The sequence below is a fragment of the Azospirillum thiophilum genome, assembly GCF_001305595.1.
Lineage (GTDB): Bacteria > Pseudomonadota > Alphaproteobacteria > Azospirillales > Azospirillaceae > Azospirillum > Azospirillum thiophilum.
This window is the reverse complement of record NZ_CP012403.1, coordinates 675,667-700,859: the sequence shown is the minus strand read 5'-3', so window position 1 is coordinate 700,859 and position 25,193 is coordinate 675,667. Positions and strand designations below refer to the sequence as shown.

The window sequence follows — 25,193 nt, the reverse complement described above, 5'->3', positions numbered from 1 at the left end:
TCCGCTCACCGGGCAAAGGCGAGCAGCCGGTCGCGGGTCGCCCCGAAGCACAGATAGACGGCGGCGCTGGTATGGACCGACACCCCGTCCACCTCGGCCGGAATGCGTCCGTCCATGTCCAGCACCTCCACCGCCGCCCCGCGGCCGGTGAAGAGCTGCCGGGCGGTGAGGGCGTTGGCGAAGGGCACCACGGCATCCCGGCCGGCGCCGCACAGGACCATCGGCGCGCGTGGCGTCCAGTCCAGCAGGCCGTTGCGGGCAAGAGCGCGGCGGAACGGGATTTGCGGATCGTCGAAGGCCCGCGTGAAGCCGTCCTGGCGAAGCCGCGCCATCTCCGGTCCCGGCGGCAGCACTCCTTGCCGGAGCATTTCGAAGATGTCGAGGCGGCCCGGCATGAACGCCTCGACCGTGGCGTCGTAGGGCGGCCGGAACAGCTCGGCGGGCGAGGCATAGACGTTGCCGTAGACGCGCTGCATCGCCACCGCGGCATAGGCGAACAGCGCCGTCGCCAGACCGTTCGGCCCCGCCGGCCCGGTTGCCGACCAGCCATCGACGAAGGTCCGCTCCAGCGCATAGGGGCCGGACATCGGCGCCGTCCCGGCAAGGCGGAACTCGTCGGCGTGGTCACGCTCGATGGTGCGCTGGGCGGCCATGGACGCGTGGCCGCCCTGGGAGTAGCCGGCCAGCATCACCTTCCCCGACAGCGGGATCCGCGCCTCCCCCGCCACGCTGCGGGCGGCGCGAAGCGCATCGACGATGGCGGACGCCTCGCTCTCGGCATGCAGGTAGGGATGGAACGGATAGTCCGACCGGCCGAGCCCGAGATAGTCGGTGGCGGCGACCGCGACCCCGCGTGCGGCATAGAAGGTCAGCAGCGGACTGTCGCCCGCGGCCAGCACGTCGTCGGCCTGACTGGCGTCCCGCCGCGTCTGGGTGCCCTGCGCCCAGCCCAGCAGTTCATGCGGCTCCCCGCAATCCGGGCCGCCGGGCAACAGCAGCATGGCCGAGGCGGTCGCCGGTTCGCCATGCACGCCGATGGTGGCATAGGTCACCCGCGACAGCGTGACGTCGCAGCGCGGGCGGCCGATATAGCCGGCGCGTGGTCCAAGCCCCGCTTCGATCGCATCCCGCCGGAAGGTCGCCAGCGTCGCCACCTCGAGCACCGCGCCGCGAACAAGTTCATGCGCGGCTGCCACTCCGGCCGAGCAGACGGCGGACAGGAAACACATCAGCCACAGCGTGGCGCGTCCGTGCCGCATCATCGCGTCCATCAGCGGTTCAGCGCACCGGCAACCAGCCCGGTCGGTCCGGACTGATGGCGGGACCGGCCGTCGGCCGGCGCCAGGTCGCGGTAGAGGGCGGTGGCGATCTCCGCCGCGCGGACCGGCAGGACCGACAGCAACGTGTCGCTCAGCCCATGGGTCTCCTCACAGAAGCCCTGGATGAAGACCGGTGCCGTCAGCTTGGGATCGGTGCGGACGCGATACTCCCGGTCGACCCGCAGGCCGCCGATCAGGTCGCCCAACGGCTCCAGCAGCCGGCGATGGGAATTGCGCTCATACCCGGTCGCCAGCACCACCGCGTCATAGCGGATCTCCTCCAGGGTACCGCTGGACAGGTCGCGCAGGGCGAGCGTGATGCCGGCCCCGTCGGAGGCGACAGCCTCGATCTGCCGCCGGCACAGGAAGCCGTGGCGTTGCACCCCGGACACCTTCTGGCGGTAGAGGATGCCGTAGATGCGGTCGATCAGTTCGCCGTCGACAACCGAATAGTTGGTGTTGTGATAGTCGCGGATCAGTTGCGCCCGTTCGTCCTCCGACAGGTTGAACATCACGTCGGTGTAGGCGGGCGCGAAGATCTCGTTGACGAAGGGCGTGTCGTCGGCCGGACGCAGGACCGCCGACCGCAGGATCATGTCGGCCCGCACCGACGGGAAGCTGTCGTTGAGGTCGATGAAAGCCTCTGCGGCACTCTGCCCGCCGCCGACCAGGGCGATGCGCATCGGCGTTCCGGCGGTACAGGGCTGGGTGGCGATCCGCTGCACATAGTCGGCATGGTGGAACACGCGGGGATCGTCCTTCAGCCCGGCGAACAGGGCCGGGATGCGCGGCGTTCCGCCGGTGCCCACCACCAGCGAGCGGGTCCGGCGCACCCGTTCGATCCCGTCGGGGCCGCGGGTCACGACATCCAGCATGCCGATGGCGCCGGACCGGTCGGCGACCGGCTCGACCCGCAGCACCTCCGTGCCGTAGCGGCAGAGCTCGGCGAAATGGGACGCCACCCAGCGGAGATAGTCGTTGAACTCCATCCGGCAGGGATAGAAGGTGCCGATGTTGATGAAGTCGATCAGCCGTTCCTTCCGGTGCAGATAGTTCACGAAGCTGTAGGGGCTTCGCGGATTGCGCAGCGTCACCAAATCCTTGAGGAAGGAGATCTGCAGGTCGCTCTGCTGCACGAGAGTGCCGCCATGCCAGCTGTAGGAGGCCTGACGGTCGAAATAGGCCGTGTCCAGCGCCCGTCCGGAGCGCTCCGCCTGTTCTTCGAGGGCAATCGCCAGCCCGATGTTGGAAGGCCCGAATCCGATCCCGGCAAGATCCAGGGGCTTTTCGGAGAGGCTGAACTGAGTCATGGAATCGTCGTCCCCTGTTGAGAATCCCAAAAAACGCCGCCACGGTTGCCGGACGCATGGACCGGTCCTGTTGCCTGTGCCGGTCGATGGCGGGGCGGGTCTCCAGCCGGATGCCGACCGGCATCGGCCGACCGCCGCCTTACTTCGCCGGATTCCTGAAAGACGACGAACGCACCACGCGGAAATTTAGGCTCTTTCTTATCCGGGCCGTCTTCGCCGCTCCTGCCGGCTGCACAGGAGAGCCAAGACGCCGACAGCGCAGCCACCCTCGTGAAATTTGAAGAACGCAGCATCCGGCCGCTCGGCCCGATCAGGACGCGATCTTCCCGCTCCACTCGGAGCTTTGCGGTTGTGGCCACCGAACCGGCGCAAGATCATCCAGGTGGACGACCGTCTCGCGCACGAGCATCGAAGATTAATTGCCGGAAATCGCACTCACAAGCATGTACTAAAAGTTCTTTTTGCAGACTTGCAAATACGAGTGCATGAATATGTCTATTTCAAAAAATAAACATCCGTCAATGCGAAAATCTTGTTGTATCATTATGGCTATCTCTCATAAGATTCATTCAATTGATGGTAAAACATAATTTTCTTCGAGTCCTCATGAAATTATGGGGGTTTGTTTGGTGAATTCAATCCAGATACCCAGAGTCTTTGTTGAATCATTGCTCACCGTTTCCGCGAAGTCGACACCGATTCCCGAAGTCGACGCACAAAGCCACGGCGGCGATCTGCCCGCCAAGATGGGGATAAGAACAAGTGCCGGTTCAGGCCGAGCCGGATTGCCTTCCTGGCAGCCGCCGTGGACGGGCACATCCCGGGGAGACGACAGGAGCGCAGCGTTGCCAAACCCCCTTCGAGTGTTCGCGGAACCGGCTTGGCTGGACCGTGTCGCTGCGGCGTGCCGCGCCGCGCCGCGCCATTGCGTCACGGTTCCCGGTTCCGACAATCGCCGGATCGGCGTCCCCGTCGTCCAGGACACATTCCGGTTGCCCGGCGGGAGGTCGGCGATGGGATGGCGGGTCGGCGCCGTCCATCATACCGATTACCTCGATTTTCCGGACCTGGAGGCGTTCGACGAGCGGGGGCTGCGCCGCCTGCTCGACGCGGCGCGGGACGCCGGCTGTGCGTTCGTCCTGTTCTCGCACGTCCCGCGCTCCGGGAACCTGGGCCGGCTTCTCCGCGACGCGGCACGGCGGGACGAGGGGTTCCGCACGCTCGCCTGCCAACCGACCCTCGGCGTCGATGCGGCCATGGGGAGCAGCGCATGGTGGGCATCGCGCGGCAAGGAAAGCCGCCGCCGCCTGGACCGCTACCGGCGGAAGGCGCTGGAGGCCGGCGGAATCTTCGCCATCGAACCCGCGACGGAGGAGACCCTCGAAACCCTGCTGGACCTCCAGAACCAGCGATCGGGGCAGGCCGGCCTCGACAGCTTCGCCACCATGCCCGATTTCGCGGCCCTGATCCGCTCGCTGGCCGGAGCCGGCATCGCGCGGGTGGCGACGCTGCGGCTGAATGGCGAGTGTGCTGGAGCCCTGCTGTTGCTCGTGGACGGGGACGCCATCGGAATCTACGCGCAGGCCTTCGCCCCGCACTGGCACCACCTCTCCCCGGGAACCGGGCTGTTCGTCTTCGTCATCGAGGACGCGTTCCGCCGCGGGCTGCGCTACGTCGACTTCCTGCGCGGGGACGAGCCGTACAAGCGGCACATGGCGACCACCACGATGGTCATGGACAAGCATCTCTGGCTCGCGCCGGACGCCGCGCCGGAAACCCCCGCCTTTTTCGAAAGCCTGGTCGAGTGATGTGGCGCAGCCCGTATCAGAGCGCCGCCGTAGCCGGCGCCCTGGCCGCCGCCGGGATCGCCACGGCGGCCGAGGAGGAGGTTCTCGCCAACGCTCTGGGTGGCGGTGGCCTGATCGCCTGGGAGCTGGCCCCCGCCGCCGGGCGGCGGCTGCCATGGCCCGCCTTCGTGTTCCGCGACATCCGTCCGCTCGACGCGGTGCAGTGGCGGCCCGGGGGCTATCACACGCTGTTGGCGGACGATGAGGCGGGGTTCTCACCCGCCTGCCGCCGCAAGATCGAGGCGGCGCGACGGGCGGGCGTGACGGTGGTGTCGGGCGACGCGGCGGCGGATGCCATGGCCCTGTTCTCCCCCCACCCGCAGCTGCGCGGCGACCTGGACGGCGACCGCTTCGCCGCGCTCGCGGACGCGGTGAGGACGGCGGGCGCGGGCGAGCTGTTCGCCGCCCGCGCGCCCGACGGCGCGGCCTGCGCGGCCGCCCTGGTGCTGCGGTCGCCGGACATCGTCAACCTCCGCTTCTCGGCGGTGGACCGCCGATACGGGCGGCTCCAGCCGATGCGCCTCCTCATCGCCGCCATCCGGAACGGCCACCCCGGCCTGCTCCTTGATCTCAGCGGCTTTACCCCGCCCGCGCTGGCCGATGCGCGGGCCCAATCCATCAACCGCTTCAAGCGCGACTTCGGCCATCGGGTCGCCCTGTTCGAACCTGAGCCATGACCGATCCCCATATCCCCCTGTCCATCGTGATCCCCTGCAAGGACGACTGGGCCGTCGTCGATTGCGTCGCGTCGATCCCGGACGGCTTTCCCGTCGCGATCGTTTTCAACGGCTGCGCCGACGGCTTTCCCGAAGCGGTGCTGGCGCGGATCCGGCGCGACGGCATCGGTCACCGGGTGCTCGGCGAGGCCAACCTGTCGCTGGCGCTGGAGACGGGCATCTGGATGGCGCCGGGCGATCGCGTCCTGCTGATGGACGCCGATTGCGTGTTCGCGGCGGGAGCGGTGGAGGCGGCGGCGGCGGCCATGGACGGCGGCAATTTGCTGGACGAGGTCTTCAAGGGCCGCGTGCTGTTCCGCGACGACGGGGGGCTGCAAAGCCGTCTGGTGGCCCGTTCCCGCCAGCATCACACGGCGGAGGTGCTGACCGCCTACAAGCCGCCGCTCGCGCTCGATCGGCGCATCGCGGCGCGCATCGGCGGCTATCTGTTCGACCGCCGCCTCGTGTGGCGCGAGGATGCCGACCTCGACCACCGGATCCGGCAGGCGGGCATCGCCATCCGGCCGGTGGACGGTTGCCTCATCCACCACGAGCCACTCGAAATCGCCTCCGACCTGCGGAGCACCTTCCGTTACGGGGTGGGAGAGGCGCTGGCCGACGCGCTGGGCAAGACGCTGACCGACGTGCCCCGCTCGGTGCTGAGCACCCTCCGCAGCCAGGGCGTCCTGCCGGCGCTCTACATGCTGTTCCGCAACCGCGTGTACACCGCCGGTTATCTCTGGACGAAGCTGCGGCTGCTGACCAGCGCCGACCTGATCATCGACGAGGATCCCCGCCGTGTCCCGCCACGTAGTTGAGACCGCCCGGGCGGTCTTTTCCGGCCAGCGGGCGGTCCGCCTGGAACCCGGCGCCCTGCCGGCGCTGTGCGCGCAGGCTCCCGAAGCCGGAGCCACCCCCCAGACCGCCCCCCAGACCGCCCCCCAGACCACCGACGACCGGGGAACGGCCCTGGCCCTCCTGTTCGGGCCGGTGAACCACTGCTTCTTCACGGCGCAAGGTGAACCCTATCGCCCGCATGGCGCGGCGCCGGGCGGATCGGCGGCCCTGCGCCGCGCCATGGCGGAGGCGGCCGTCGACTGGACCGACCTGCGCGCCGTGGCGGACTTGCCCATCGGCCGATGGCGGACGTTGGTCGGCGGGCCGCTGTACGACACCGACGGGCGGCACGCAAGGCTGACGGGATTCGCACGGCATCTTCTGGCGCGCGGCCTGGACAGGACCACCGACGCGCTGGCCGCCATGCCGACGGCCGAGACCCTGCTGCTGGGGCTGGTCGACTCCGGTGTTTTCGCGGATCCGTTCCTGAAGCGCGCGCAATCGACCGTCTTCGACGTGTCGCAATTGGCCGAGGCGCGCACCGGCCGGCACCTCGACGGGATCGAGGAGCTGACGCTCCTCGCGGACTACCGGCTCATCCAGCTCTTTCTCCACGCCGGCGTGATCGTCGTCGAGAGCGCGGCGCTGAACCGCCGCATCCTGGAACGCCGCCCCCTGGCGGCGGACGCGCCGGAGACGCTGGCGCTGCGGGCGGCGGTCGTGCTGTGCGGCGGGTTCCTGGAAGGCGGCTTCCCCGCCCTGTGGGACAAGCGCCTGTGGAGCCTGGCCAAGCTCCTGGAGGCGGACGGGGCGTTGCGCGTCCCGCCGGTGCTCGTGCTGACCGATCAGTTTTAGGGGAACCCATGCGCGTCCTTGTGCTTGCCCCCCATCACGACGACGAAACCATCGGCTGCGGCGGCACGCTGGCGGGCTTCGCCGCAGCCGGTGCCGAGGTGCTGGTGTCCCATGTGTTCGACGGCTCGACCGGCATCGCCGACCTGACGGCCGCCGCCTGCCGCGAGGCGCGCCGCGCGGAGGCCGAGGCGGCGGCGAGGATCCTCGGCTGCCGGCTGGTTCCGGGACTGGACCTGCCCGACCGAATGCCTCATGAGCCCGGAGCGCTGATAAGGCCGCTGATCGCGCTGCTGCGGCGGACGCGTCCGGCGCTGCTGCTCGGTCCACATGCCGGGGACCGCGATCATGAGCACCGGCTGGTCGCCGCGGCGATGGAGGAGGCGTTCTGGATGGCCTCGTCTCCGATGTTTCCGGAACTGGGCGTGCCCTGCGCCCCTCTCTCGGCGCTGCTCGGCTACGAGGTGTGGACGCCGATCGCCGATGCCGCCCTCACCGTCGACATCACCGCCCAGGCCGAGCGCAAGCGCGCCGCGCTGTCTTGCTACGTAAGCCAGGACGACGCGTCGGGCTGGGGGGCCGGGGGAATGGGGCTGTCCACCTATCGGGGCACGACACTGCTCGGCGGCGGCCTCGCCGAGGCGTTCACGTTGCGCCGGATGCGGCTGGACGCCCGGGACCTGATCGATCTGTTCAACAGTCCAGGAGCGGCAAAATGATGGATGCGTCGGACTTGCGTGGAGCTCTTGCCGCCAACGGTCTGCAGGCGGTCTCGATCACCCCCGTCGAAATCCGGGAGGAGCGCTGGGTGTGCCTGGGCTTCGAGGAAGCCGGCCACGACAGGGGCGATTTCATGCACCTCGCCCTGCTGCGCATGCCGGGCGCCGCGCTGGACGAGGCGGAGGATCTGTATGCGCTGGTGCGCCATCACTTCGCCGGCCGCCGCGGCGTCTGCACCCGGCTTCACTCCGAATGCCTGCTGGGCGACGCCATGGGATCGTCGCTGTGCGACTGCGGCGACCAGCTTCAAGGCAGCCTCGGCCTGATGCGGCGGGAGGGCAGCGGGATCCTCGTCTATCTGCGCCAGGAGGGGCGCGGCATCGGCATGCGGGCCAAGCTGGACTGCCTGGCCCGCCAGTTCGGCGTCGTCGGCGGGCGCCGCGTCGCCGAGCCCCTGTCGCCGGACATGGCCAACCTGGCCGCCGGCTATGATGTCGATCACCGGGACTACCAGGCCGCCGCCGGGCTGCTGTCGGCGCTTGGCGTGGGATCCGTCCGGCTCGTCACGGGGAACCTGGAAAAGGTGAACGGGGTGCGCCGGCACGGCATCACGGTCGACGAACTGATCGACGTTTGGTCCCCCACCCTGTCGGACACGGCGTGGCGCGAACTGAAGCAGAAGGAGACGAGGCATTACCGCTATGCGCGGCACGACCATGTTTCAGCCGATTGACGGGATGCCATGACGCCCCCCTCCTTCAGCCTCGTCTTCAACCTGGACCCCGGCGTCACCTGGGCGGCGTCGCTGGACCGTTGCGCCGCGTGGTCCGGCATTCCCCGGCTGACCACACCCGAAGACGACCGCACGGGAACCGTCGTCTACCTGGGCGACCGGCTGCCGCCGCGTGCCGCGGTCCGGCGCGAGCTTTACTTCCTCGCAGCCTGCTCGCTGCCGCCCAACGATGACGAGGGCGACTGGGCGGAGGAGGCCGCCAACATCGCGCGCGTCGACGCCGTCCTGCTGGTCAGCGCGAGCGAGCGCGACAAGCTGGTCGCGGCCGGCAGCCCGCCCGGCAAGCTGCACGTCGTCGGCGCCCCGTTGCAGGTGCTGACGGACCCAGGGCCGGCAGCGGTCCGGCGGGTTCGGCGCCGGGTCTGTTTCATCGGCCAACTCCGTCCGATCAAGAATCCGGCGCTTGAGGTGGAGGTGGTGCGGGCCTTGCGTTCCCATGGCTACGACTGCGTCCACATCGGCTGGCTCGACCGCGATTGGCGCGACAGGCTGGAGAGGGCCGGGGCGCAGATCGTGACGGAATCCCGACGGGAGGCCTATCTGGAGGCAGTGGCGCACTGCGGCTTCTACGTGGCGACCAGCTTTTCGGAATCTCTGTGCCTTTCGGCGCTGGAGGCGGTGGCGCTCGGGTGCGTTCCGGTGGTGCCCGATCATAGCGGATTCCGCGACTGGTGCCCGGCGCGATACCGCTACACGGCCCTGACCGCCCGGGCCGCCGTCGAGCGGCTGCTCGCCCTTGACGCCACGGGAGAGACCGGTCCGGAGGCGACGGCCCTCGACCGCTATCATCCGCACCGGTTTTTCGACCGGATCGATGCGCTGGCGCGGGGGCCGCTTCCATGATCGGGCGGCGCGGCGAGATCCTGGTCGTGTCGCCGCATTGCGACGACGCCGTTCTGTCGCTGGGAACGGTGCTGGCGCGCGCCCGGCGCCCCGTCCGCGTGCTGACACTGTTCGACCGGTCCCGGGCGACCATCGACGGCACGCCGCCTGGGCAGGTGACGGCGCTCCGCCATGCGGAGGACGCGAGGGTGGCCGCGGCGTTCGGCCACCGGTTCGACTATGCCGGGCTGCCGGATTCGAGCGTGCGCGGTGTCGCCTGGGACGATGCCCGGGCACCGCTCGACCGTGCCCTGCTGGCGCGGGCTGCGCGCTGGCTGTCGCTGCGGCTGGGGGACTCCGGCGGTGCCGCGTGCCTGTACCTGCCGGCGGCCGTCGGCATGCATCCGGACCACCGGCTGGCGCTCCTCGCGGCGCTCGACGCGCTCGGCCGCAGCCGACGGCGGGTGATGCTCTATGCCGAACACCCCTACCTGCTCCTCAGCGCCCACGACCATCGCCTGCGGTGCCTCATGGCGGGGCGGCGGGCGGTACGCCAGCGCATCCGGCCGGCTGCAACCGCCGCCATGCTGGCTTTCTACCCGTCCCAGCTCTCGCCGGAGCGCCGCGCCTTCCTCTGCAATTCCATCACGTATGAGGTGGTGTGGGAACTGAAACCCCGGGACGCCCACCGCATCGCCCGGCTCGACCGGAGCGCCCCCCTGCGGCGCCCGGCCGCCTCGGCGGTTCGCCGCAACGGCAAGGTGTGAAGAGCTGCGGAAAGCCTTTGTCCACCGGACTGGGCGGTCAGTCCCCCAGAACGGTGCGTACGGCTTCCATCACCTCCGCCGGGGTGAAGGGCTTGCGCAAGGTTCGGTGCGCGCCCAGCGCCTCGGCCACCGGCAGCACGTCGAGCGAGGCGCGGGCTCCGCCGCCCGAGATCGCGATGATTTTCAGGGCCGGCGCGCTGCGCCGAAGCTGCATGATCGTCGCCAGCCCTTCCTGGTTCGGCATGAAGATGTCGGTGATGACGAGATCGGCGGAATGGGCACGGAAGCGCTCCATCCCCTCCACGCCGTCGCGGGCGCCGACCGCTTCATGGCCGGCCATCGCCAGCGTGCGCAGCAGCACCGCCCGCGCCACGTCGTCGTCATCGATGATCAGTACGCTGGCCAAGACGCCCCCTTATCCCGCAGCCCGTCACTCACTCCGCCGGATGGGCGACGCCATGTGCCGGGCCCGGCCCGGCAGCCTCGTCCGGCAGCGGCTTCTTGCGGGCAAGATAGCTGTAGACCGTCGGCACGACAAACAGTGTCAGCAGCGTCCCCAGCGTCATGCCGCCGACGATGACGGCGCCGATCGCCTGCCGGCTTTCCGCCCCCGCCCCCTTGGCATAGGCCAGCGGCACGGCGCCCAGCACCATGGCGCCGGTGGTCATCAGGATCGGGCGCAGCCGCAGCACGGCCGCCTCCTCCACCGCCTTGCGGACGTCGGTGCCCGCCCGCTGGAGCTGGTTGGCGAACTCCACGATCAGGATGCCGTGCTTGGTGATCAGCCCGACCAAGGTGACGAGGCCGATCTGGCTGTAGACATTCATCGTCCCGCCGCCGAGATGCAGGGCGGCCAGCGCGCCGGTCATCGACAGCGGCACCGTCAGCATGATGACGAAAGGATCGACGAAGCTCTCGAACTGGGCCGCCAGCACCAGATAGATGAAGGCCAGCGCCAGCACGAAGACGAAATAGAGCCCGGTCGCCGATTCGCGGAACTCGCGGCTCTGCCCGGCATAGTCGGTCTGGGCGGTGGCCGGCAGCACCTTGTTCGCCGCCGCCTGCATCACCGCCAGCGCCTCGCCCAGCGAGGTGCCCGGCGCCAGGGTCGCGGTGATGGTGGCGGAGCGCAGCTTGTTGAAATGGTTCAGCTCCTTGGGCGACACCCGCTCCTCGATCTTCACCAGGTTGGCGAGCGAGATCATCTGTCCCGCTCCCCCGGTGGCGGAGGTGCCGCCGCGGACATAGATGGAGGCGATGTCGTCCGGGTTGCGGCGGTCGATGTTGGCGACCTGGACGATCACGTCATACTGCTTGCCGTCCTTCTTGAACCGCGTCACCTGCCGGCCGCCCAGCAGGGTTTCCAGCGTGCGGCCGACGGCATCGACGTCGACCCCCAGGTCGGCCGCCTTGTCGCGGTCCAGCGACACCCGCAGCTCCGGCTTGTTCAGCTTCAGGTCGGTGTCGAGGTTGGTCAGGCCGGGGAAGTTGCGGGCCTCCGCCATCATCGCGTTGACCATCGCCTGCAACTCCTCGAAGGGCAGCGAGGTCTGGATGACGAAGTTCACCGGCTTCTCGGTCGGGCTCTGGCCCAGCGACGGCGGGTTGGTGACGAATCCCAGGATGCCGGGGATGCCGAACATCTTGGGGAACAGCTGGGCGGTGATCGCCTGCTGCTTCACCTCGCGCTCGTCCCAGTCGATCAGGCGGACGAAGGCGATGCCCTGGTTCACCACCGGGAATCCGACGACGACGAAGAACTTCTCCAGTACCGGGATCTGGCGGAACAGCGCCTCCATCCGCTGGGCATAGCCCATGGTGTAGTCGAGCGTCGAGCCTTCCGGCGCGATGGCGATGCCGACGATGGTGCCGCGGTCCTCCACCGGCGCCAGTTCCGATTTCAGCCCGGTGAACAGGAAATAGCTGGCGGCGGCGACGCCCAGCCCGACCAGCAGCACCAGCGGCCGGGCCCGCAGAGACAGGCGCAGCAGCGCGCGGTAGCCGTTGGTCATCCCCTCCAGCAGCCGTTCGATGGCGCGGTAGACGACCCCGTGCTTCGCCTCGTGCCGCAACAGCTTGGAGCACATCATCGGCGACAGGGTCAGCGCGACGAAGCCCGAGACGATGACCGCGCCGGCCAGCGTCAGGGCGAATTCGGTGAACAGCCGTCCGGTGCGGCCGGTCATGAAGCCGATGGGCGCATAGACCGCCGCCAGCGTGATGGTCATGGCGATGACGGCGAAGCCGATCTCGCGCGATCCCTTCAGCGCCGCCTGGAAGGGGTCCATCCCCTCCTCCACGTAGCGGAAGATGTTCTCCAGCATGACGATGGCGTCGTCGACGACGAGGCCGATGGCCAGCACCATTGACAGCAGGGTCAGCGTGTTGATCGAGAAGCCGAAGGCGTACATCAGGGCGAAGCCGCCGATCAGCGACACCGGGATGGTCACCAGCGGCACCAGCGTCGCCCGCAGCGAGCGCAGGAAGAAGAAGATGACCAGAACGACCAGGATGATCGCCTCGAAGATGGTGTGGAACACCGCGTCGATCGACTTGGCGATGAAAACCGAGCTGTCATAGCCGACATCCACCCCCATGCCCGCGGGCACCGCGGCGCGGATCTTGGGCAGGGCGTCGTTCACCGCCTTCGACACGTCGAGCGGGTTGGCGGTGGATTGCTTCACCACGCCGATGGCGACGGCACCGCGGCCGTTGAAGCGGGCGCTGACCCGCTCGTCGAGCGCCCCCAGCTCCGCCCGGCCGACGTCGCGCAGGCGGACCAGATAGCCCGAATCGTCGCGCAGGATGATGGCCTCGAACTCGGCCGGGCTGCGCAGGTCGGTCTCCGACACCACGGTGAACTCGCGCGCCACGCTCTCGACGCGGCCGGCCGGGATCTCGACATTCTGGCGGCGCAGCGCCGCCTCGACATCCTGCGGCGTCACCCGGTAGGCGGCCATCCGCTGCGGGTCGAGCCACAGGCGCATGGCGAATCGCCGCTCTCCGAAGATGCGGACCTGGGCCACGCCGGGCAGGTTCTGCAAGCGGTCCTTGACGTAGCGGTCGGCGAAGTCCGTCACCTCCAGCGGCGAATGCCGGTCGGACGAGAAGGCCAGATACATGATCGGCTGGGCGTCGGCCTCGACCTTGGCGATCACCGGCTCGTCGATCTCGCCCGGCAGCTGGGCGCGGACACGGCCGACCCGGTCGCGCACGTCGCTGGCGGCAACATCGACATTGCGGTCCAGCCGGAAGCGCAGGGTGATCTGCGACTTCTCCGCCCGGCTGATCGAGGACATCACGTCGATGCCCTCGATGCCGGCGAGGCTGTCCTCCAGCGTCTGCGTCACCTGGCTTTCGATGATCTGGGCCGACGCGCCCTTGTAGGTCGTCTCCACCGTGACGACCGGCTCGTCGATCTTGGGATATTCGCGCACCGACAGCCGCTGGTACGACACGATGCCGATCAGCATCAGGGCGAGGCTCATAACCGTCGCCAGGACGGGACGGCGGATCGAGAGTTCGGACAGCACCATGGCGCGTCAGCTCCCCGTCGCTTTGCCGGGCACCACCGCGACCGGGGCGCCGTCGCGGATCTTCAGCTGGCCGGCGGTGACCACCATGTCGCCGGGGGCCAGCCCCCGGGCGATCTCCACCTCGGCGTTGCGGCGCTCGCCCAGCACGACACGGGTCTGCGCCACCTTGCCGTCCACCACCTTGAACACATACTGGTCCTTGCCGAAGGCGACGATGGCCTGTTCGGGCACCAGCACCGCGTTCGGCACCGTCGTCAGGGTCAGCGACACGCGGGCGAACAGGCCGGGGCGCAGCGCGCCGTCCGGATTGGCGACGCGGGCGCGGATCACCAGGGCGCGGCCGTTGACGTCCAGCAGCGGGTCGATGGCATAGACCGCGCCGTCGAAGCTGCGGCCGCCGAACGCATCGACCGCCACCTTCACCGTCTGGCCGATCCGCACCGCCGGCAGGAACATCTCCGGCACCCGGAAATCCAGCTTCAGCGTGTCGATGTCCTCGAGGTTCACGATGTCCCTGCCGGCCTGGACGAAGTCGCCGACCGACACCTTGCGCAGGCCCAGCACCCCGTCGAAGGGCGCGGCGATGACCAGCTTGTCGAGCTGCGCCTTCGCCAGCTGCACCGCCGCCTCGTCGGCCAGCAGCTTGGCCGAGGCCTGTTCGCGGTTGCGCAGCGGGCCGGTGTTCTGGCGGACCAGCTGGTCGGCGCGCGACAGCTCGGCGCGGGAAAAGGCAATGCTCGCCTGGGCCTGGGCCAGCGTCGCGCGGGCGATGGCATCGTCCAGCCGGACCAGGACGGCTCCCTTGGTGACGCGCTGCCCTTCCTTGAAGGCGATCTCGGCGATGCGGCCGACGATCTCCGGCCGGATCACCACCGATTCGTTGGACAGCAGCGACCCCACGGCGGTCACCGTGCGCTCGACCGTGCCGATGCGGACCTGGGCCGCCTCCACCGGCGTCGGCGGCATGCCGCCCGCCGGCTTGGCACCGTTGGAGGCGCCGGGCGCCGGAGCAGCACCGGAAACGGCGCCGTTCACCATCGCGGTCAGCCCGGCGACGGTCCCGCCCTGCTTGACGAAGTACCAATAGGCCCCGCCGGCCAAGGCCGCCAGGACGAGAAGAGCTGCGATGCGAAGCGTGTGGCGCATGGGAGACCGGGATCCGGACGGGGGTCGTCTTGCCGCGGCGCAACCGGAAAGCGCGCCGGGTGAACTGAACTATATCGTTCAGTTCACATCCGATGTCGAGAAGGTTCAGCGATCCGAACCGTCAAGAGGTCCTGCATTTTGCGACCTGTTCTCATCGAGCCGGCCGGCCCGCATCGGTACCGTCCGGCCGCCGCACAGGGTCACCCAAAGGTCGGCCGGATCGCCGGCCGCCACCGGCCCGTCGCCGGCCATCGGCCGCACCGCCCCGCCGTCGAGGTCGAGGCCGGGGGCGCAGCAGGGCGACTCGCCGGCCGCCAGCAGGGCGCGGACCCGGCCGTCCTCGATGCGGATGTCCCGCAATCCATCGGCAACCCGCGCATTCCTCAGCCAGAATTTCCCGTTGGCGGGGATGCGGGCGAGGCAGCAGGTCGGGGCATTCATGGGCTCCACCATGTCCGGTGCGACGGTGTGCAATGCAGCAAGGCTGACACGGAATGGTAAAGAAAAGCCAGCGGGACCGTCACCGATCCGGCCTTTGCCGGTTCCCTTGCCCCGGAACGGGCCTATCCTTCGCCCAGCGCCAGGAACTCCTGGAAATTGGCGCAGCGCCCGGCCTCAAAGGCGGCCTCGAAGGCGGCGTTGCGGGCACGCTTGACGGCGATGGCGGCGGCGAATCGGCTGCGCAGCCCGGCATCGCCGATGCCGAACCCGTCGCCGGCCAGCCGGTCCAGCAGATGGCGGTAGCAGCGCTCCGCCCGCCGGCCGCTGTCGGACGAGAAGGTGATGGAGCCGGCGCGCTGGCGGTATTCGTAGAAGGGGGTGGCGACCAGCGGCACCGGCCCGGCGGCGTCCAGGACCCGGACGTTGAACACCACGTCGTCGCAGAAATCCACGTCCTCGTCCCAGCCGGGCATCCGGTCGCGCCGCACCAGCGGAAACATAGGGACGACGGTCGCCAGGAAGCCGTCGGCGTCCAGCAGGCCGGGCGCATGACCGTCCCCGAACAGCCGCAGCAGCGGCTGGTCGTCCTCGTCCCGCACCACCGCGACATTGTCGAAGGCGGCGCCATGGGCCAGCGCCAGCGGTGCCAGGGCGGACAGCCGGCCGGGCCGGAAGCGGTCGTCGGCATCCAGCGGCGCCAGCAGTTCCAGCCGCGCCGCCGCCAGCCCGGCATTGCGCGCGGCGGGAGCCCCGGCGCCGACCCGGCCGGTGCCGGTGAAGACCAGCCGCGGATCATCGATGCCGGCGTCCCGCAGCGTCGGGCGATAGTCGGTGCCGTCGTCGCTGACGATCACCGCCTCCCACGCCGTCCAGTCCTGGTCCAGCAGGCTCCGCACCGCCCGCGCGATGGTGCCGTGGGCGCGATGGGCCGCGACGATCACCGACACGCCGGCCGATATGTTCGCCGATCTATTCGCCCGGGCCACCCCCGGTCCGTTCCCCGCCATTCCACCGCGCTCCCCACCCGCCTGACGGCAAAGTTTGGCCGTGGAAGGCGAACGGCGTCAACCGCCCGGAACCGCGCCGTTCCCCGGCCCCGAGACGGATTTCGGAGCCGGCCCTTACCCGCGCCGCCGCCGCGTGATAGGAAGGACCGTCGTGCCCCGCGACCTTGGAGAACACCCCATGTTCGGCGCGTGGAACAGTGGAACAGGGCCGGAAAACTGTTGCACGGCGTTTCAAACGTTCCATTCGGCCGCGGCCCGACCCTTCGATTTTGACCTTCCGGACGTTGAACATGAAGCCCGGACGGGCTATGTGGTGAACAGGCAAGGCGCATGCGGCAGCGGGACGGCGGTCGGGGCATTCCCCACATCGCATCCCGGTCCCGATACCCCCGCTTCCGATATGAGGGAGAAGAACATCAATGGCGCAGGTCGGATACACCCGGTTCGACGACGAACCCGAAAAGGAACCGGACGAGAAGTCGAAGGAAAGCGCCCAGCCGCAGTTCGCCGCCGTGCAGCAGAGCCTGTTCAAGGCGCGCACGGTCCTGATCTTTGGTCAGATCGACATGAAGCTGGCGCAGGTCGTGTCGGCTCAGCTGCTGGCGCTCGCGCATGAGAACGACGACGACATCACCGTCGTGGTCAACTCGCCGGGCGGCCATGTCGAGGCGGGCGACACCATCCACGACATGATCCGCTTCATCAAGCCGCGGGTGAAGATGCTGGGCACGGGCTGGGTCGCCAGCGCCGGCTGCCACATCTTCCTGGCGGCGAAGAAGGAAGACCGCTTCTGCCTGCCCAACACCCGCTTCCTGATCCACCAGCCGCTGGGCGGAACGGGCGGCCGGGCGACGGACATCGCCATCGAGGCGAAGGAAATCATCCGCATGCGCGAGCGTCTGAACAAGATCATCGCGCGTGAAACCGGCCAGTCGTTGGAAAAGGTTTCCAAGGACACCGACCGCAATTACTGGATGATGGCGGACGAGGCCAAGGACTATGGCATCGTGACCCACGTCATCAACACGATGGACGAGCTGAAGTAACCGGCGTCGTCCATATCTGCAAAGAAAAGGGCCTTTCCCCGCTCGGGGAAAGGCCCTTTTCTTTTTCAAGCATTCAAACGGAAACGTCGAGCAGCGATCCGCGCGGACGATAGCCCCGGCCATTCACCTGGGCCGACAGCGCCGCAGCGTTGGTGTCGACCGCCTGGTTTCCCTGGGTGGCGCTGCGGGTCTCGCGGGTCTGATCGGCCTTGCCGGCCGCCTGGGGAGCGCTGACGGTCTGGGTTCGCACCGCAGGCGCCGTCTGCTGCGCCGCCTGGACCGCCGGGGACATGGCGATCTGCGCCGCGGGCGTCAGCAGCGGGGTCGGCTTCGTCGCCTGGTAGGACGGTATGGCCGGATTTAATTGCATAAGAGAAATATGCGCCTATCCGGCGCAGGATTCAAGACGCCCGGCCGTAGCCGGTCATTCGGCTGGCTCCAGCACGTCGGCCGGGGTCAGGCCATCGCGGATGGCGAAGCCGTAGCGGCCCTCCTCCAGCGCCGTTACATCGTAATGCAGCGCCTTGGCGATGCTGTTGTCGGCGTTGAAGGTCAGCACGCGCGGCTTCAGCGCCGCGATCTCCGTCGGTTGGCAGTACCAGGACGCGGCGATGATCACCTCGTCGCCGGGCTGGCAGCTGCGCGCCGCCGAGCCGTTCAGCACGCAGGCGCGCGACCCGCGTTCGCCATAGATCACATAGGTGCTGATGCGGGTTCCGGAATTCTTGTTCCAGATCTCCACGAACTCCAGCGGGACGATGCCCACCGCCTCGCAATGCTCCGGGTCCAGCGTGATGGAGCCCTGATAGTTCAGGTTGGCGTCCGTCACGCGGATTCCATGCAGCTTCGCCCGCACCACCTTGATCATCGTCCAGCCCCCTGGATAGCGGTTCCGTCCCTGGCGGCCGTTTGTAGCGACAACGAACGAAAGGGCAAGCGGAGTCTCGCCGCGGCGCAGCACGGTTCAGGGCAACGGCTCAGTGTGTTTCCGCCACCGCCGTCCCGGATGGCGACGGGGCGGGCGATGCCACCTGCGCCGCCGGCTGCCGCCGGGTCCGCCGCCGCTCCAGCACCGTCGCCAGCACCAGCAGGATGGCGACCCCGCCGAGATTGACCGCCAGCACCACCGGCAGGCTCTTCCCGGCCAGCAGCACCGCCGTGCCGGCGATGGCCAGCACCACGCCGACGCAGAAGACCGGCAGCGAGTGCCGACCGCAGGCGGTCAGCATCCGCGCCGGGCCAGAATTCAGCCATGCCGCGTCGCGCGGCACCAGCAGCGCCGCCACGCAGACCAGGGCGAGGAAATGCAGCAGCCGCATCGGCCCCAGCGTGTCCTTGTCCGCCCAGGGGATCGTCCGGGTCGGCAGCCACACCTCCAGATCGTCGGGCGTCAACGCGCGGCCGAGGTCGGAGGCCGCCCCCTTCCACAGCGCCATGCCGATCACCACCGCCAGCGCCGCCGCCAGCAGCCAGGGGGAACGTGGCAGCGGCACCTGGCCGCTGCGCACCGCCAGCGCCAAGCTGGCACCGAGGAAGAAGACGCATTGCCAGGCCAGTGGGCTGAAATTCCAGCCGCCTTCCCACAGGTTGGGCGGCATCAGGCCGGGCACCGCCTGGGCGATCAGGTAGAGGGCCACCGACATCGCCACCGCCGCCATGCCGAAGCGGGCATAGGACCACAGGAACAACGGCGCCGCCGCGACCAGCAGGATGTAGAGCGCCAGGATGTCGAGCGCGAAGGGCAGATACATGAGCACCAGATGCCAGGCCATCGCCGTCGCCGGACTCTCGAACAGCGGCGCGAAGCTGGCCAGCCGGTTGGAGGCCTCCATCGGCAGGCCGGCGACATGGACCGCAAGCGCGACGACGAGCGCGCTGGCCAGCATGGTGGCGATGTTGGCCGCCCATAGCTGGCGGCAACGGCCCAGCGCCTTGCGCTGGCAGGCGGCGAAGCCGCGCTCCGCCAGCACCGGCCCATAGGCGAGCGCGATGGCGTAGCCGGAAATGAAAACGAAGATCTCCGCCGAATCCGACGGGCCGAACCGGCCGGGCGTCACCTTCGCCAGCGGGTTGCCGCCGACATGGTTGACGAAGATGATCAGCAGGGCCACGCCCTTGAACAGATCGAGCCGGACGTCGCGTGTCTGACGTTGCTGCATGCAGCCATGCCTCTCCTGCTGTCGCGGCTCCCGGACGCCGCCGGCCCGGAACCATGAGGCTGGGTGCGCCATCGATCGCCATCGCGAACGGCCATCGCGAACCGCCATCGGTCCGGCACGCCACCGGAGGCGTACCCCACCATGGCCAATTTTGCCGGCCGGGTGGCGAACGCGATGGGAGCCCCTTCCATCGCGGCCGGAGGGCAGAAAGGTGGTACGCCCTTCTCGCGCGCGCTGTGCGCCTCCCCCCGAAATCGGCCCGATCCGCCCCGGCGGCCAACAGGTTCCCTGTTGCAGCCACGGCCTGACGGTCGCGCAAGACCGATGCGGTGGCGGAGCATTGCGACCGCCGGCCCCCATCCACGCCATGGGAAACGGTGCCGAAGGAAAATCCTGGCACGACACCGGGGAACAAGAAGGCCCGCTGCTGATTGTTGATGATATGACCCAGCTGTCGCTTGCCGTGCGGCGGGACAGTGCAGGCCGCACCGGGCGGCGGGTCGCCAACATCGAAGCGTTATCGAGAAGGATGGCAACCATGCGTGGGATTTCGAAGATCGTCATGACGGCCACCGCCGCCGGCGCGCTGTTCGCCCTGAGCGCCTGCGGCAGCACGGACACCTCGCGGACGGCGACCGGCGCCGGCAGCGGTGCCGTGGCTGGCGCCGTGGTCGGCGGCCCGGTCGGCGCAGTGGTCGGCGGCGTCGGCGGTGCGGTCGCCGGCAACAGCATGGACGAGAGCCTCAGCAAGAAGACCGACCGCGTGACCGACCGGGCCACCAAGGAGGTTCGCGAGGAGACCTCGGGCACCTCCAGCCGTACGTCCGCCCGTCATGGCACCGCCTCGATGCAGGGCATGAGCCACGACCAGGTCCGTGAAATCCAGCAGGCGCTGAACGATCGCACCGACGGCCGCGATATCTCCGTGGATGGCCTCTGGGGCGCCGACACCCGTCGCGCCCTGATGCAGTTCCAGCGCGACAACGGCCTGCGCGCCACCGGCCGCGCCGACGAGCAGACCATGGCCGCGCTGAACCTGAACACCTCCCAGGGGACCACCGGCAGCGCGACCACCCCGGCCGACCGGACGACAGGCGGCACGGCGGGCGGCACGGCCGGCAGCACGACCGGCGGCGCGGCGGGCGATATGTCCGGTAGCGGGAACCCGCAGAACCAGACCTCGCCGCAAGGCTCCGTGGATCAGACCGGGGGCCAGACCGGCACCCAGCAATAAGGCGGACGTCACCGGCACCGGTTCCGTGACACCGGTTCCGCGGCACGCGGCGGCTTTCTCCAAGCCGTCGCCGATGCCCCGGAGCCGGTGAAGTTCTTTCCGGCCTTTGCCCCCGTCGGACGATGGCGGGGAACGGGGGGCCGGCAGCCTCCCCCGGCCGCCGCAAGCCGCGCACCCTCCCCCTCTGCCACGGCTGGCCATGGCGCTCGCCCCTGTCATGTCCGTCCGGACGGTCGACAGCATCGCCGGGCATGGTTAAATAGGCGGCGGTGAACCAGAGCGGGACAGGTCGGCCATGGACAAGCTTCACGCGATGCGCGTCTTCGTTCGTGTGGTGGAGGTCAACAGCTTCACCAAGGCCGCCGATACGCTGGGCCTGCCACGAGCCTCCGTCACAACCACCATCCAGAACCTGGAGGCGGCGCTGGGCGTGCGGCTGCTGCAGCGGACGACGCGCAAGCTGAACCTGACGCTGGACGGCGCTGCCTATCTGGAGGGCGCCACCCGCATCCTGCAGGATCTGGAAGAGGTGGAATCCTCGTTCACCAGCGCCCGCAAGACGCCGCGCGGCCGGCTGCGCGTCGACATGCCCGGGTCCATCGGCCGGCTGGTGATCATCCCGGCCATCCACGAGTTCCACAGCGCCTATCCCGAGATCGAACTGATGCTGGGCCTCAGCGACCGGCCCATCGACCTCATCCAGGAAGGGGTCGATTGCGTGCTGCGTGTGGGCGAGCTTCAGGATTCGAGCCTGATCGCCCGTCGGGTCGGCGCCTTTCGCCCGGTGACCTGCGCCAGCCCGTCCTATCTGGCCGCCCACGGCACCCCGACGACCCTGGAGGAGTTGGAGCGCCATGTCTCCGTCAAATATTTCAGCCGGACCGGCAAGCTCCATGAACCGAGCTTCGAGCGCGACGGCAAGGACCATGAAGTGAAGATGGCCGGCACCGTCTCGGTCAACGATGCGGATGCCTATGTGACCTGCGGCGTAGAGGGGCTGGGCATCGTTCAGGCCGCCCGCTTCATGGCCCTGCCCCATCTGCGCAGCGGCGCCCTGGTGGAGATCCTGGCCGAATACCGCCCGGCCCTGATGCCGATCTCCGCCCTCTACCCGCAGAACCGACATTTGTCGCCGAAGGTCCGCGTCTTCGTCGACTGGATCGCGGAGATCTTCGAACGCTGCCCGCTGATGCAGGGCGAGGATCTGCCGCTCGACGCCTGCCGTGGCGAAGCGGTGCGGCCGACCAAGCCGGAGAAACTGCCGGTCGCCATCGATTCGGTGGCGATGGATCCCGAAGGCGCCTGCCTCTGCGTGGTTTGAGGCTTCTTCCTCAGTCGCGTCCCCACAGGCCCCGCTCGCCAAGATCCTCGCCACGCTGGCGCTCCAGCGCCTGGGAGTAACGGCGGAGCGCGAAGGACTCCGTCACATAGCCGATGATCCGCCGGTCGGTCGGGGACGACAGGACCGGCAGCACCTCCACCTCCGCCTTGCCGAAGCGGCTCAGCACCGTGCGGGCGTCGTCGCCGGGCATCAGCACCGCGTCGGCCTTGCGGGCGAGCGCGGCGATGCGGGTTTCGGCGGCGGCCGCGTCGAGGTCCGGATCGTGGATCGCCGCCATGTCGACGAGGCCGGCATACCGGCCCCCCTCGTCCACCGCGAAGACCATCTTGGCAGAGCCCAGCGGGTAGAGGCGGCGCAGCGCCTCCACCGTCAGGGCGGCCGGCACCGTCTTGGCGTCGCGGCGCATGAGGCGGAAGGCCGTCAGCTCCGACAGCCAGCCGATGTCGTAGGCACCGCGGATCGGCACGCCGCGCAGGTGGAAACGCCAGGTCGAGAAGGAGTAGCCGAAGGCCTGCCGCACCACGGTGGTCGACAGAACCACCCCGATCAGCACGCCGGATGCCGCCCACAGATCCTGTGTCGTCTCCAGCACCAGCAGCACCATGGTGACCGGCGCGCCGACGATGCCGGCAGCGACCGAGCCCATGCCGACCAGCAGCAGCAGGCCGCCGTCGATGCCGAGCCCTGGCAGGAGACTGGCCGTGGCGACGCTCAGCAGCCCGCCGAACAGCCCGCCGATGAACAGCGAGGCGCTGAACAGGCCGCCGCGGAACCCCGATCCCAGCGACAGGGCCGAAGCCAGGATCTTGGCCACCAGCGTCAGCGCAAGCGCAAGCGCGCCGCCCGCCAGTTCCGGCGGGACGGCGCCGGGGCCGCTGCCCATCACCGCCGGCACCGCCAGCGCCACGCCGCCGAAGGCCAGCCCGCCGATCGCCGGCCGCAGCCAGCGCGGGACCGGCAGCCGCTTGAACCCGCGCTCCGCCACCGTCACCGCCTGCATGGCGAGGATGCTGAGCCAGCCGGCCAGGAAGCCGACGACGCCGCAGGCGGCGTAATCCCAGCCGGCGATCTCCACCGGCCGGCCCAGCGCCAGCGGGATCTCGCCGCCGGTCAGCAGGGAGGACACCGCCACCCCCAGCACCGCCGCCGCCCCGACCGGGGCCAGCACCGCCAGCGTATAGCCGCCCAGCACCAGTTCGAAGGCATAGAAGGCGCCGGCCAGCGGCGCGTGATAGGCCGCGGCGATGGCAGCAGCAGCCCCGCACCCCACCATGGTCCGCAAATCCGCCCGCCGCAGCCGCAGCCGCTGGCCCAGTGCGGAGGCCAGCCCGGCCCCTGCCTGGGTATAGGCGGCCTCCATCCCGACCGACGCGCCGGAGCCGTTGGACAGCGCCGTCGTCACCGTCAGCCGCAGGCTGTCGATCAGCGACATCTTGCCGCCATACAGCGCGTTCGCCTCCACCGCGTCGACGATGTCGTTGGGACGCCAGCGCCGCACCAGCATCGACAGCACGCCCAGCAGCAGACCGCCCGCCACCGGAACGCCCAGCGTCCGCAGCAGGCCGGGCGCGCCCTGCCCGAGCCGCTCGCCGTCCGGCAGGTCGAAGGCCAGCGCCTGCATCAGCAGCACCCCTTCATGCAGCAGACCGACGGCCAACCCGACCACCCCGCCGACCAATGCTGCGAGCAGCACCACCGCCAGCACGCTGTCGCGCACGGTCCAGCGGTCCGACAGGCTGGTGGCGGCGGATGCGTCGAGCGACGCATAGGGATCCGAGCCGGCGCGGGCATTCTCGCCCACGCCGTCGATGGAGGTGGTGCTGTCCGGCATGATCACGCGCGTTGATGGCCCTTCCGTCCAAGGACAATGGACCGGAAGGGCGTGGGTTCCGTCAGGGCTTGGCCGGTTGCGGCTTTGTCTGCGGCTTCACCGCTGCCGGAGCTGCCGGGGCCGGAGCCGGGGCCGGGTTGGAGGGAGCAGCCGGCGCGGCGGGCGGCGGGCTGGCCGGTGCCGCATCGGCGGAGGGGGGGACGGATGGGGGAGTGGTCGGGGAGGCCGCGCCGTCCGCCGGGGCGAGGGCCGGCGCGGCAGTGCCGGCGCGGCGCAGCACCTGCGCCAGGTTCTCGCGCACCTTGTCGGCCAGTTGCACGTCCTGCTCGGCCGCCTCGTGGAACAGGACGGTGAACAGCCGGCGCTGCGACAGCAGGAAATTGAGCGTGACGTGCAGCTTGCCCTGCGGCATGGCGCAGTCGACCGAGCCGGTGCGGATCCAGACGGAACCGGCCTGTTCGGGCGGATCGAGCGCGACGGTGGCCGTGCCCTCGCAGCGCTGCTTCATGGCGTCGGCGAAGCTGTCCGACAATTCATCGAGCTTCGAGCCCTCGCCCACCGCGCGTTCGCGGATTCCGCCGACGATGGGGCCGAAGCGCCAGGCGACGTCGGCCGGGCGCCGTTCGGGCGGCAGCTTGTCCATCGGCACCAGTTCGGCATCATGGATTCCGGCGGCGGTCAGCAGGCTGTCCAGCCCCTCCGGCAGGCGATCCTTCTTCTCCGCCGGCTTTTCCGCCGGGCGGCCGGCGGCGACCTTGATCGGCGGGACGTTGCCGCTCTTGTCGACGCAGGTCTTCAGGTCGCCCAACACCTTCTTCGTTCCGCTGAGCTTGAAGGCGATGCGGTCGGAGGCGGAGGAGACCACCAGTTCGTTCCCGCTCATCAGGGCGCCGACCAGTTCCTCGTCCCTGCCGTTGGAGACCACCAGCATGTCCGGCTGCGAGGCAATGGCGACCCGCTCGCGCTTCAGCTTCTTGTCGACCTCGACGGTCACCGGCCATTCGCCACCCTTGGGCAGGTCGGCGCCCGGAATGCCGATGCCGATGTTGGTCTCCCCCTTCGGGCTGCGGGCGATCATCAGCACATGGCCCGAGGTGAACTCGCCCTCCACCACGCAATAGGCGAAGCTGCCGTCCTTCTTCTTGGCGGCCCCGCCGTCCCAGCTTTCGATCAGCTCCCCCGGCCCATCGGGCTTGTCGGCGGGATTGGCGGCGGCAGCATCAGCAGGCTTGGCGGCGGGATTGGCCGCGCCCTGCGCCGGGGCGCCGGGGATCACCACCTCGGCCTCCGGCGGGGGCAGGCCGTAATAGGCGGCGGGGGGGATGTTCGGCTCGACCGGCACCAGCTCGGCCATCGCCGGAACCGGCGCCACCCCCAGCAGGAGAAGCGCGGACAGCGAAGCGGCGAAGCGGGCGGTCATGACGAGGTAGTCCATAGTATGGTTGTGGCGGCGAAGCTATCCGCGCCC

General features: G+C 69.5%; 23 protein-coding genes. 11 read left to right on the top strand and 12 right to left on the bottom strand.

Features of this window, described 5'->3' with window-relative positions:
• Nucleotides 1-5: 5 nt before the first annotated feature.
• Nucleotides 6-1,271 (bottom strand): lipase family protein, encoded by a 1,266-nt coding sequence (locus tag AL072_RS22260; protein WP_052710256.1) that lies wholly within the window; start codon nt 1,269-1,271, stop codon nt 6-8.
• The gene (locus AL072_RS22255) at nt 1,271-2,629 is read right to left on the bottom strand and encodes a lysine N(6)-hydroxylase/L-ornithine N(5)-oxygenase family protein (protein WP_045584365.1); all 1,359 of its coding nucleotides are present in this window, start codon (nt 2,627-2,629) and stop codon (nt 1,271-1,273) included. Before AL072_RS22255 ends, AL072_RS22260 begins: the two co-directional genes overlap by 1 nt.
• A 1,013-nt stretch (nt 2,630-3,642) precedes the next feature.
• Between AL072_RS22255 and AL072_RS22250 the strand changes: the two genes are divergently transcribed.
• From AL072_RS22250 to AL072_RS22215, 8 genes are read left to right on the top strand one after another with little or no spacing between them, the layout of a single operon-like run.
• The gene (locus AL072_RS22250) at nt 3,643-4,437 is read left to right on the top strand and encodes a GNAT family N-acetyltransferase (RefSeq protein WP_045584364.1); all 795 of its coding nucleotides are present in this window, start codon (nt 3,643-3,645) and stop codon (nt 4,435-4,437) included.
• Nucleotides 4,437-5,153: a GNAT family N-acetyltransferase gene (locus tag AL072_RS22245; RefSeq protein ID WP_045584363.1), complete on the top strand. Its 717-nt coding sequence runs from the start codon at nt 4,437-4,439 to the stop codon at nt 5,151-5,153. Before AL072_RS22250 ends, AL072_RS22245 begins: the two co-directional genes overlap by 1 nt.
• Nucleotides 5,150-6,010: a glycosyltransferase family 2 protein gene (locus AL072_RS22240; RefSeq protein WP_052710255.1), complete on the top strand. Its 861-nt coding sequence runs from the start codon at nt 5,150-5,152 to the stop codon at nt 6,008-6,010. Before AL072_RS22245 ends, AL072_RS22240 begins: the two co-directional genes overlap by 4 nt.
• Entirely contained in the window at nt 5,991-6,884 is an 894-nt protein-coding gene (locus AL072_RS22235; RefSeq protein WP_045584362.1) for a queuosine salvage family protein, read from the top strand. The genes AL072_RS22240 and AL072_RS22235 overlap by 20 nt, the downstream gene beginning before the upstream one ends.
• Before the next feature lie 8 nt (nt 6,885-6,892).
• Nucleotides 6,893-7,600: a PIG-L deacetylase family protein gene (locus AL072_RS22230; RefSeq protein ID WP_045584361.1), complete on the top strand. Its 708-nt coding sequence runs from the start codon at nt 6,893-6,895 to the stop codon at nt 7,598-7,600.
• Entirely contained in the window at nt 7,597-8,334 is a 738-nt protein-coding gene (locus AL072_RS22225; protein WP_052710254.1) for a GTP cyclohydrolase II, read from the top strand. Before AL072_RS22230 ends, AL072_RS22225 begins: the two co-directional genes overlap by 4 nt.
• 9 nt (nt 8,335-8,343) lie before the next feature.
• Nucleotides 8,344-9,237, top strand: a complete 894-nt coding sequence (locus AL072_RS22220) for a glycosyltransferase (protein WP_045584360.1) — start codon at nt 8,344-8,346, stop codon at nt 9,235-9,237.
• A complete protein-coding gene (locus AL072_RS22215) occupies nt 9,234-9,983 on the top strand; it encodes a PIG-L deacetylase family protein (RefSeq protein ID WP_045584359.1) in 750 nt (249 codons plus the stop codon). The genes AL072_RS22220 and AL072_RS22215 overlap by 4 nt, the downstream gene beginning before the upstream one ends.
• 37 nt (nt 9,984-10,020) lie before the next feature.
• Here AL072_RS22215 and AL072_RS22210 read toward each other — a convergent pair whose 3' ends face one another.
• The 5 genes from AL072_RS22210 to AL072_RS22190 all read right to left on the bottom strand — a co-directional run bounded on the left by AL072_RS22210 (nt 10,021) and on the right by AL072_RS22190 (nt 16,113).
• On the bottom strand, nt 10,021-10,389 hold the full coding sequence (locus tag AL072_RS22210) for a response regulator (RefSeq protein WP_045584358.1): 369 nt from the start codon (nt 10,387-10,389) through the stop codon (nt 10,021-10,023).
• A gap of 28 nt (nt 10,390-10,417) precedes the next feature.
• Nucleotides 10,418-13,519, bottom strand: a complete 3,102-nt coding sequence (locus AL072_RS22205) for an efflux RND transporter permease subunit (RefSeq protein WP_045584357.1) — start codon at nt 13,517-13,519, stop codon at nt 10,418-10,420.
• 6 nt (nt 13,520-13,525) lie between these two features.
• Entirely contained in the window at nt 13,526-14,665 is a 1,140-nt protein-coding gene (locus AL072_RS22200) for an efflux RND transporter periplasmic adaptor subunit (RefSeq protein WP_045584356.1), read from the bottom strand.
• Between the two features lie 105 nt (nt 14,666-14,770).
• A complete protein-coding gene (locus tag AL072_RS22195; protein WP_045584355.1) occupies nt 14,771-15,106 on the bottom strand; it encodes a hypothetical protein in 336 nt (111 codons plus the stop codon).
• Nucleotides 15,107-15,228: 122 nt separating this feature from the next.
• On the bottom strand, nt 15,229-16,113 hold the full coding sequence (locus AL072_RS22190) for a glycosyltransferase family 2 protein (protein WP_045584354.1): 885 nt from the start codon (nt 16,111-16,113) through the stop codon (nt 15,229-15,231).
• Nucleotides 16,114-16,532: 419 nt separating this feature from the next.
• Here AL072_RS22190 and AL072_RS22185 point away from each other — a divergent pair, with 419 nt between their 5' ends.
• Complete coding sequence (locus AL072_RS22185; RefSeq protein WP_045584353.1) at nt 16,533-17,159, top strand: ATP-dependent Clp protease proteolytic subunit; 627 nt, start codon at nt 16,533-16,535, stop codon at nt 17,157-17,159.
• Between the two features lie 73 nt (nt 17,160-17,232).
• On the opposite strand, the gene AL072_RS22180 is transcribed toward AL072_RS22185, so the two are convergent.
• The 3 genes from AL072_RS22180 to AL072_RS22170 all read right to left on the bottom strand — a co-directional run bounded on the left by AL072_RS22180 (nt 17,233) and on the right by AL072_RS22170 (nt 19,318).
• Nucleotides 17,233-17,529 carry a hypothetical protein gene (locus AL072_RS22180; RefSeq protein WP_045584352.1) on the bottom strand — a complete coding sequence of 99 codons (297 nt, stop codon included), beginning with the start codon at nt 17,527-17,529 and terminating at the stop codon, nt 17,233-17,235.
• Between the two features lie 54 nt (nt 17,530-17,583).
• Nucleotides 17,584-18,027 carry an aspartate 1-decarboxylase gene (panD, locus tag AL072_RS22175; RefSeq protein ID WP_045584351.1) on the bottom strand — a complete coding sequence of 148 codons (444 nt, stop codon included), beginning with the start codon at nt 18,025-18,027 and terminating at the stop codon, nt 17,584-17,586.
• Between the two features lie 109 nt (nt 18,028-18,136).
• Nucleotides 18,137-19,318 (bottom strand): OpgC family protein, encoded by a 1,182-nt coding sequence (locus AL072_RS22170; RefSeq protein ID WP_045584350.1) that lies wholly within the window; start codon nt 19,316-19,318, stop codon nt 18,137-18,139.
• Between the two features lie 538 nt (nt 19,319-19,856).
• Between AL072_RS22170 and AL072_RS22165 the strand changes: the two genes are divergently transcribed.
• Together AL072_RS22165 and AL072_RS22160 are read left to right on the top strand one after the other, a co-directional pair.
• Complete coding sequence (locus tag AL072_RS22165; protein ID WP_045584349.1) at nt 19,857-20,552, top strand: peptidoglycan-binding domain-containing protein; 696 nt, start codon at nt 19,857-19,859, stop codon at nt 20,550-20,552.
• A gap of 295 nt (nt 20,553-20,847) precedes the next feature.
• Nucleotides 20,848-21,873: a LysR family transcriptional regulator gene (locus tag AL072_RS22160; RefSeq protein ID WP_045584348.1), complete on the top strand. Its 1,026-nt coding sequence runs from the start codon at nt 20,848-20,850 to the stop codon at nt 21,871-21,873.
• A gap of 10 nt (nt 21,874-21,883) precedes the next feature.
• Here the strand turns inward: AL072_RS22160 and AL072_RS22155 are convergent, their stop codons facing one another.
• Both AL072_RS22155 and AL072_RS22150 read right to left on the bottom strand, forming a co-directional pair.
• Nucleotides 21,884-23,725, bottom strand: a complete 1,842-nt coding sequence (locus tag AL072_RS22155) for a chloride channel protein (protein WP_052710304.1) — start codon at nt 23,723-23,725, stop codon at nt 21,884-21,886.
• A 61-nt stretch (nt 23,726-23,786) separates the two neighbouring features.
• Nucleotides 23,787-25,145 carry a hypothetical protein gene (locus AL072_RS22150; protein ID WP_082109230.1) on the bottom strand — a complete coding sequence of 453 codons (1,359 nt, stop codon included), beginning with the start codon at nt 25,143-25,145 and terminating at the stop codon, nt 23,787-23,789.
• Nucleotides 25,146-25,193: the final 48 nt, after the last annotated feature.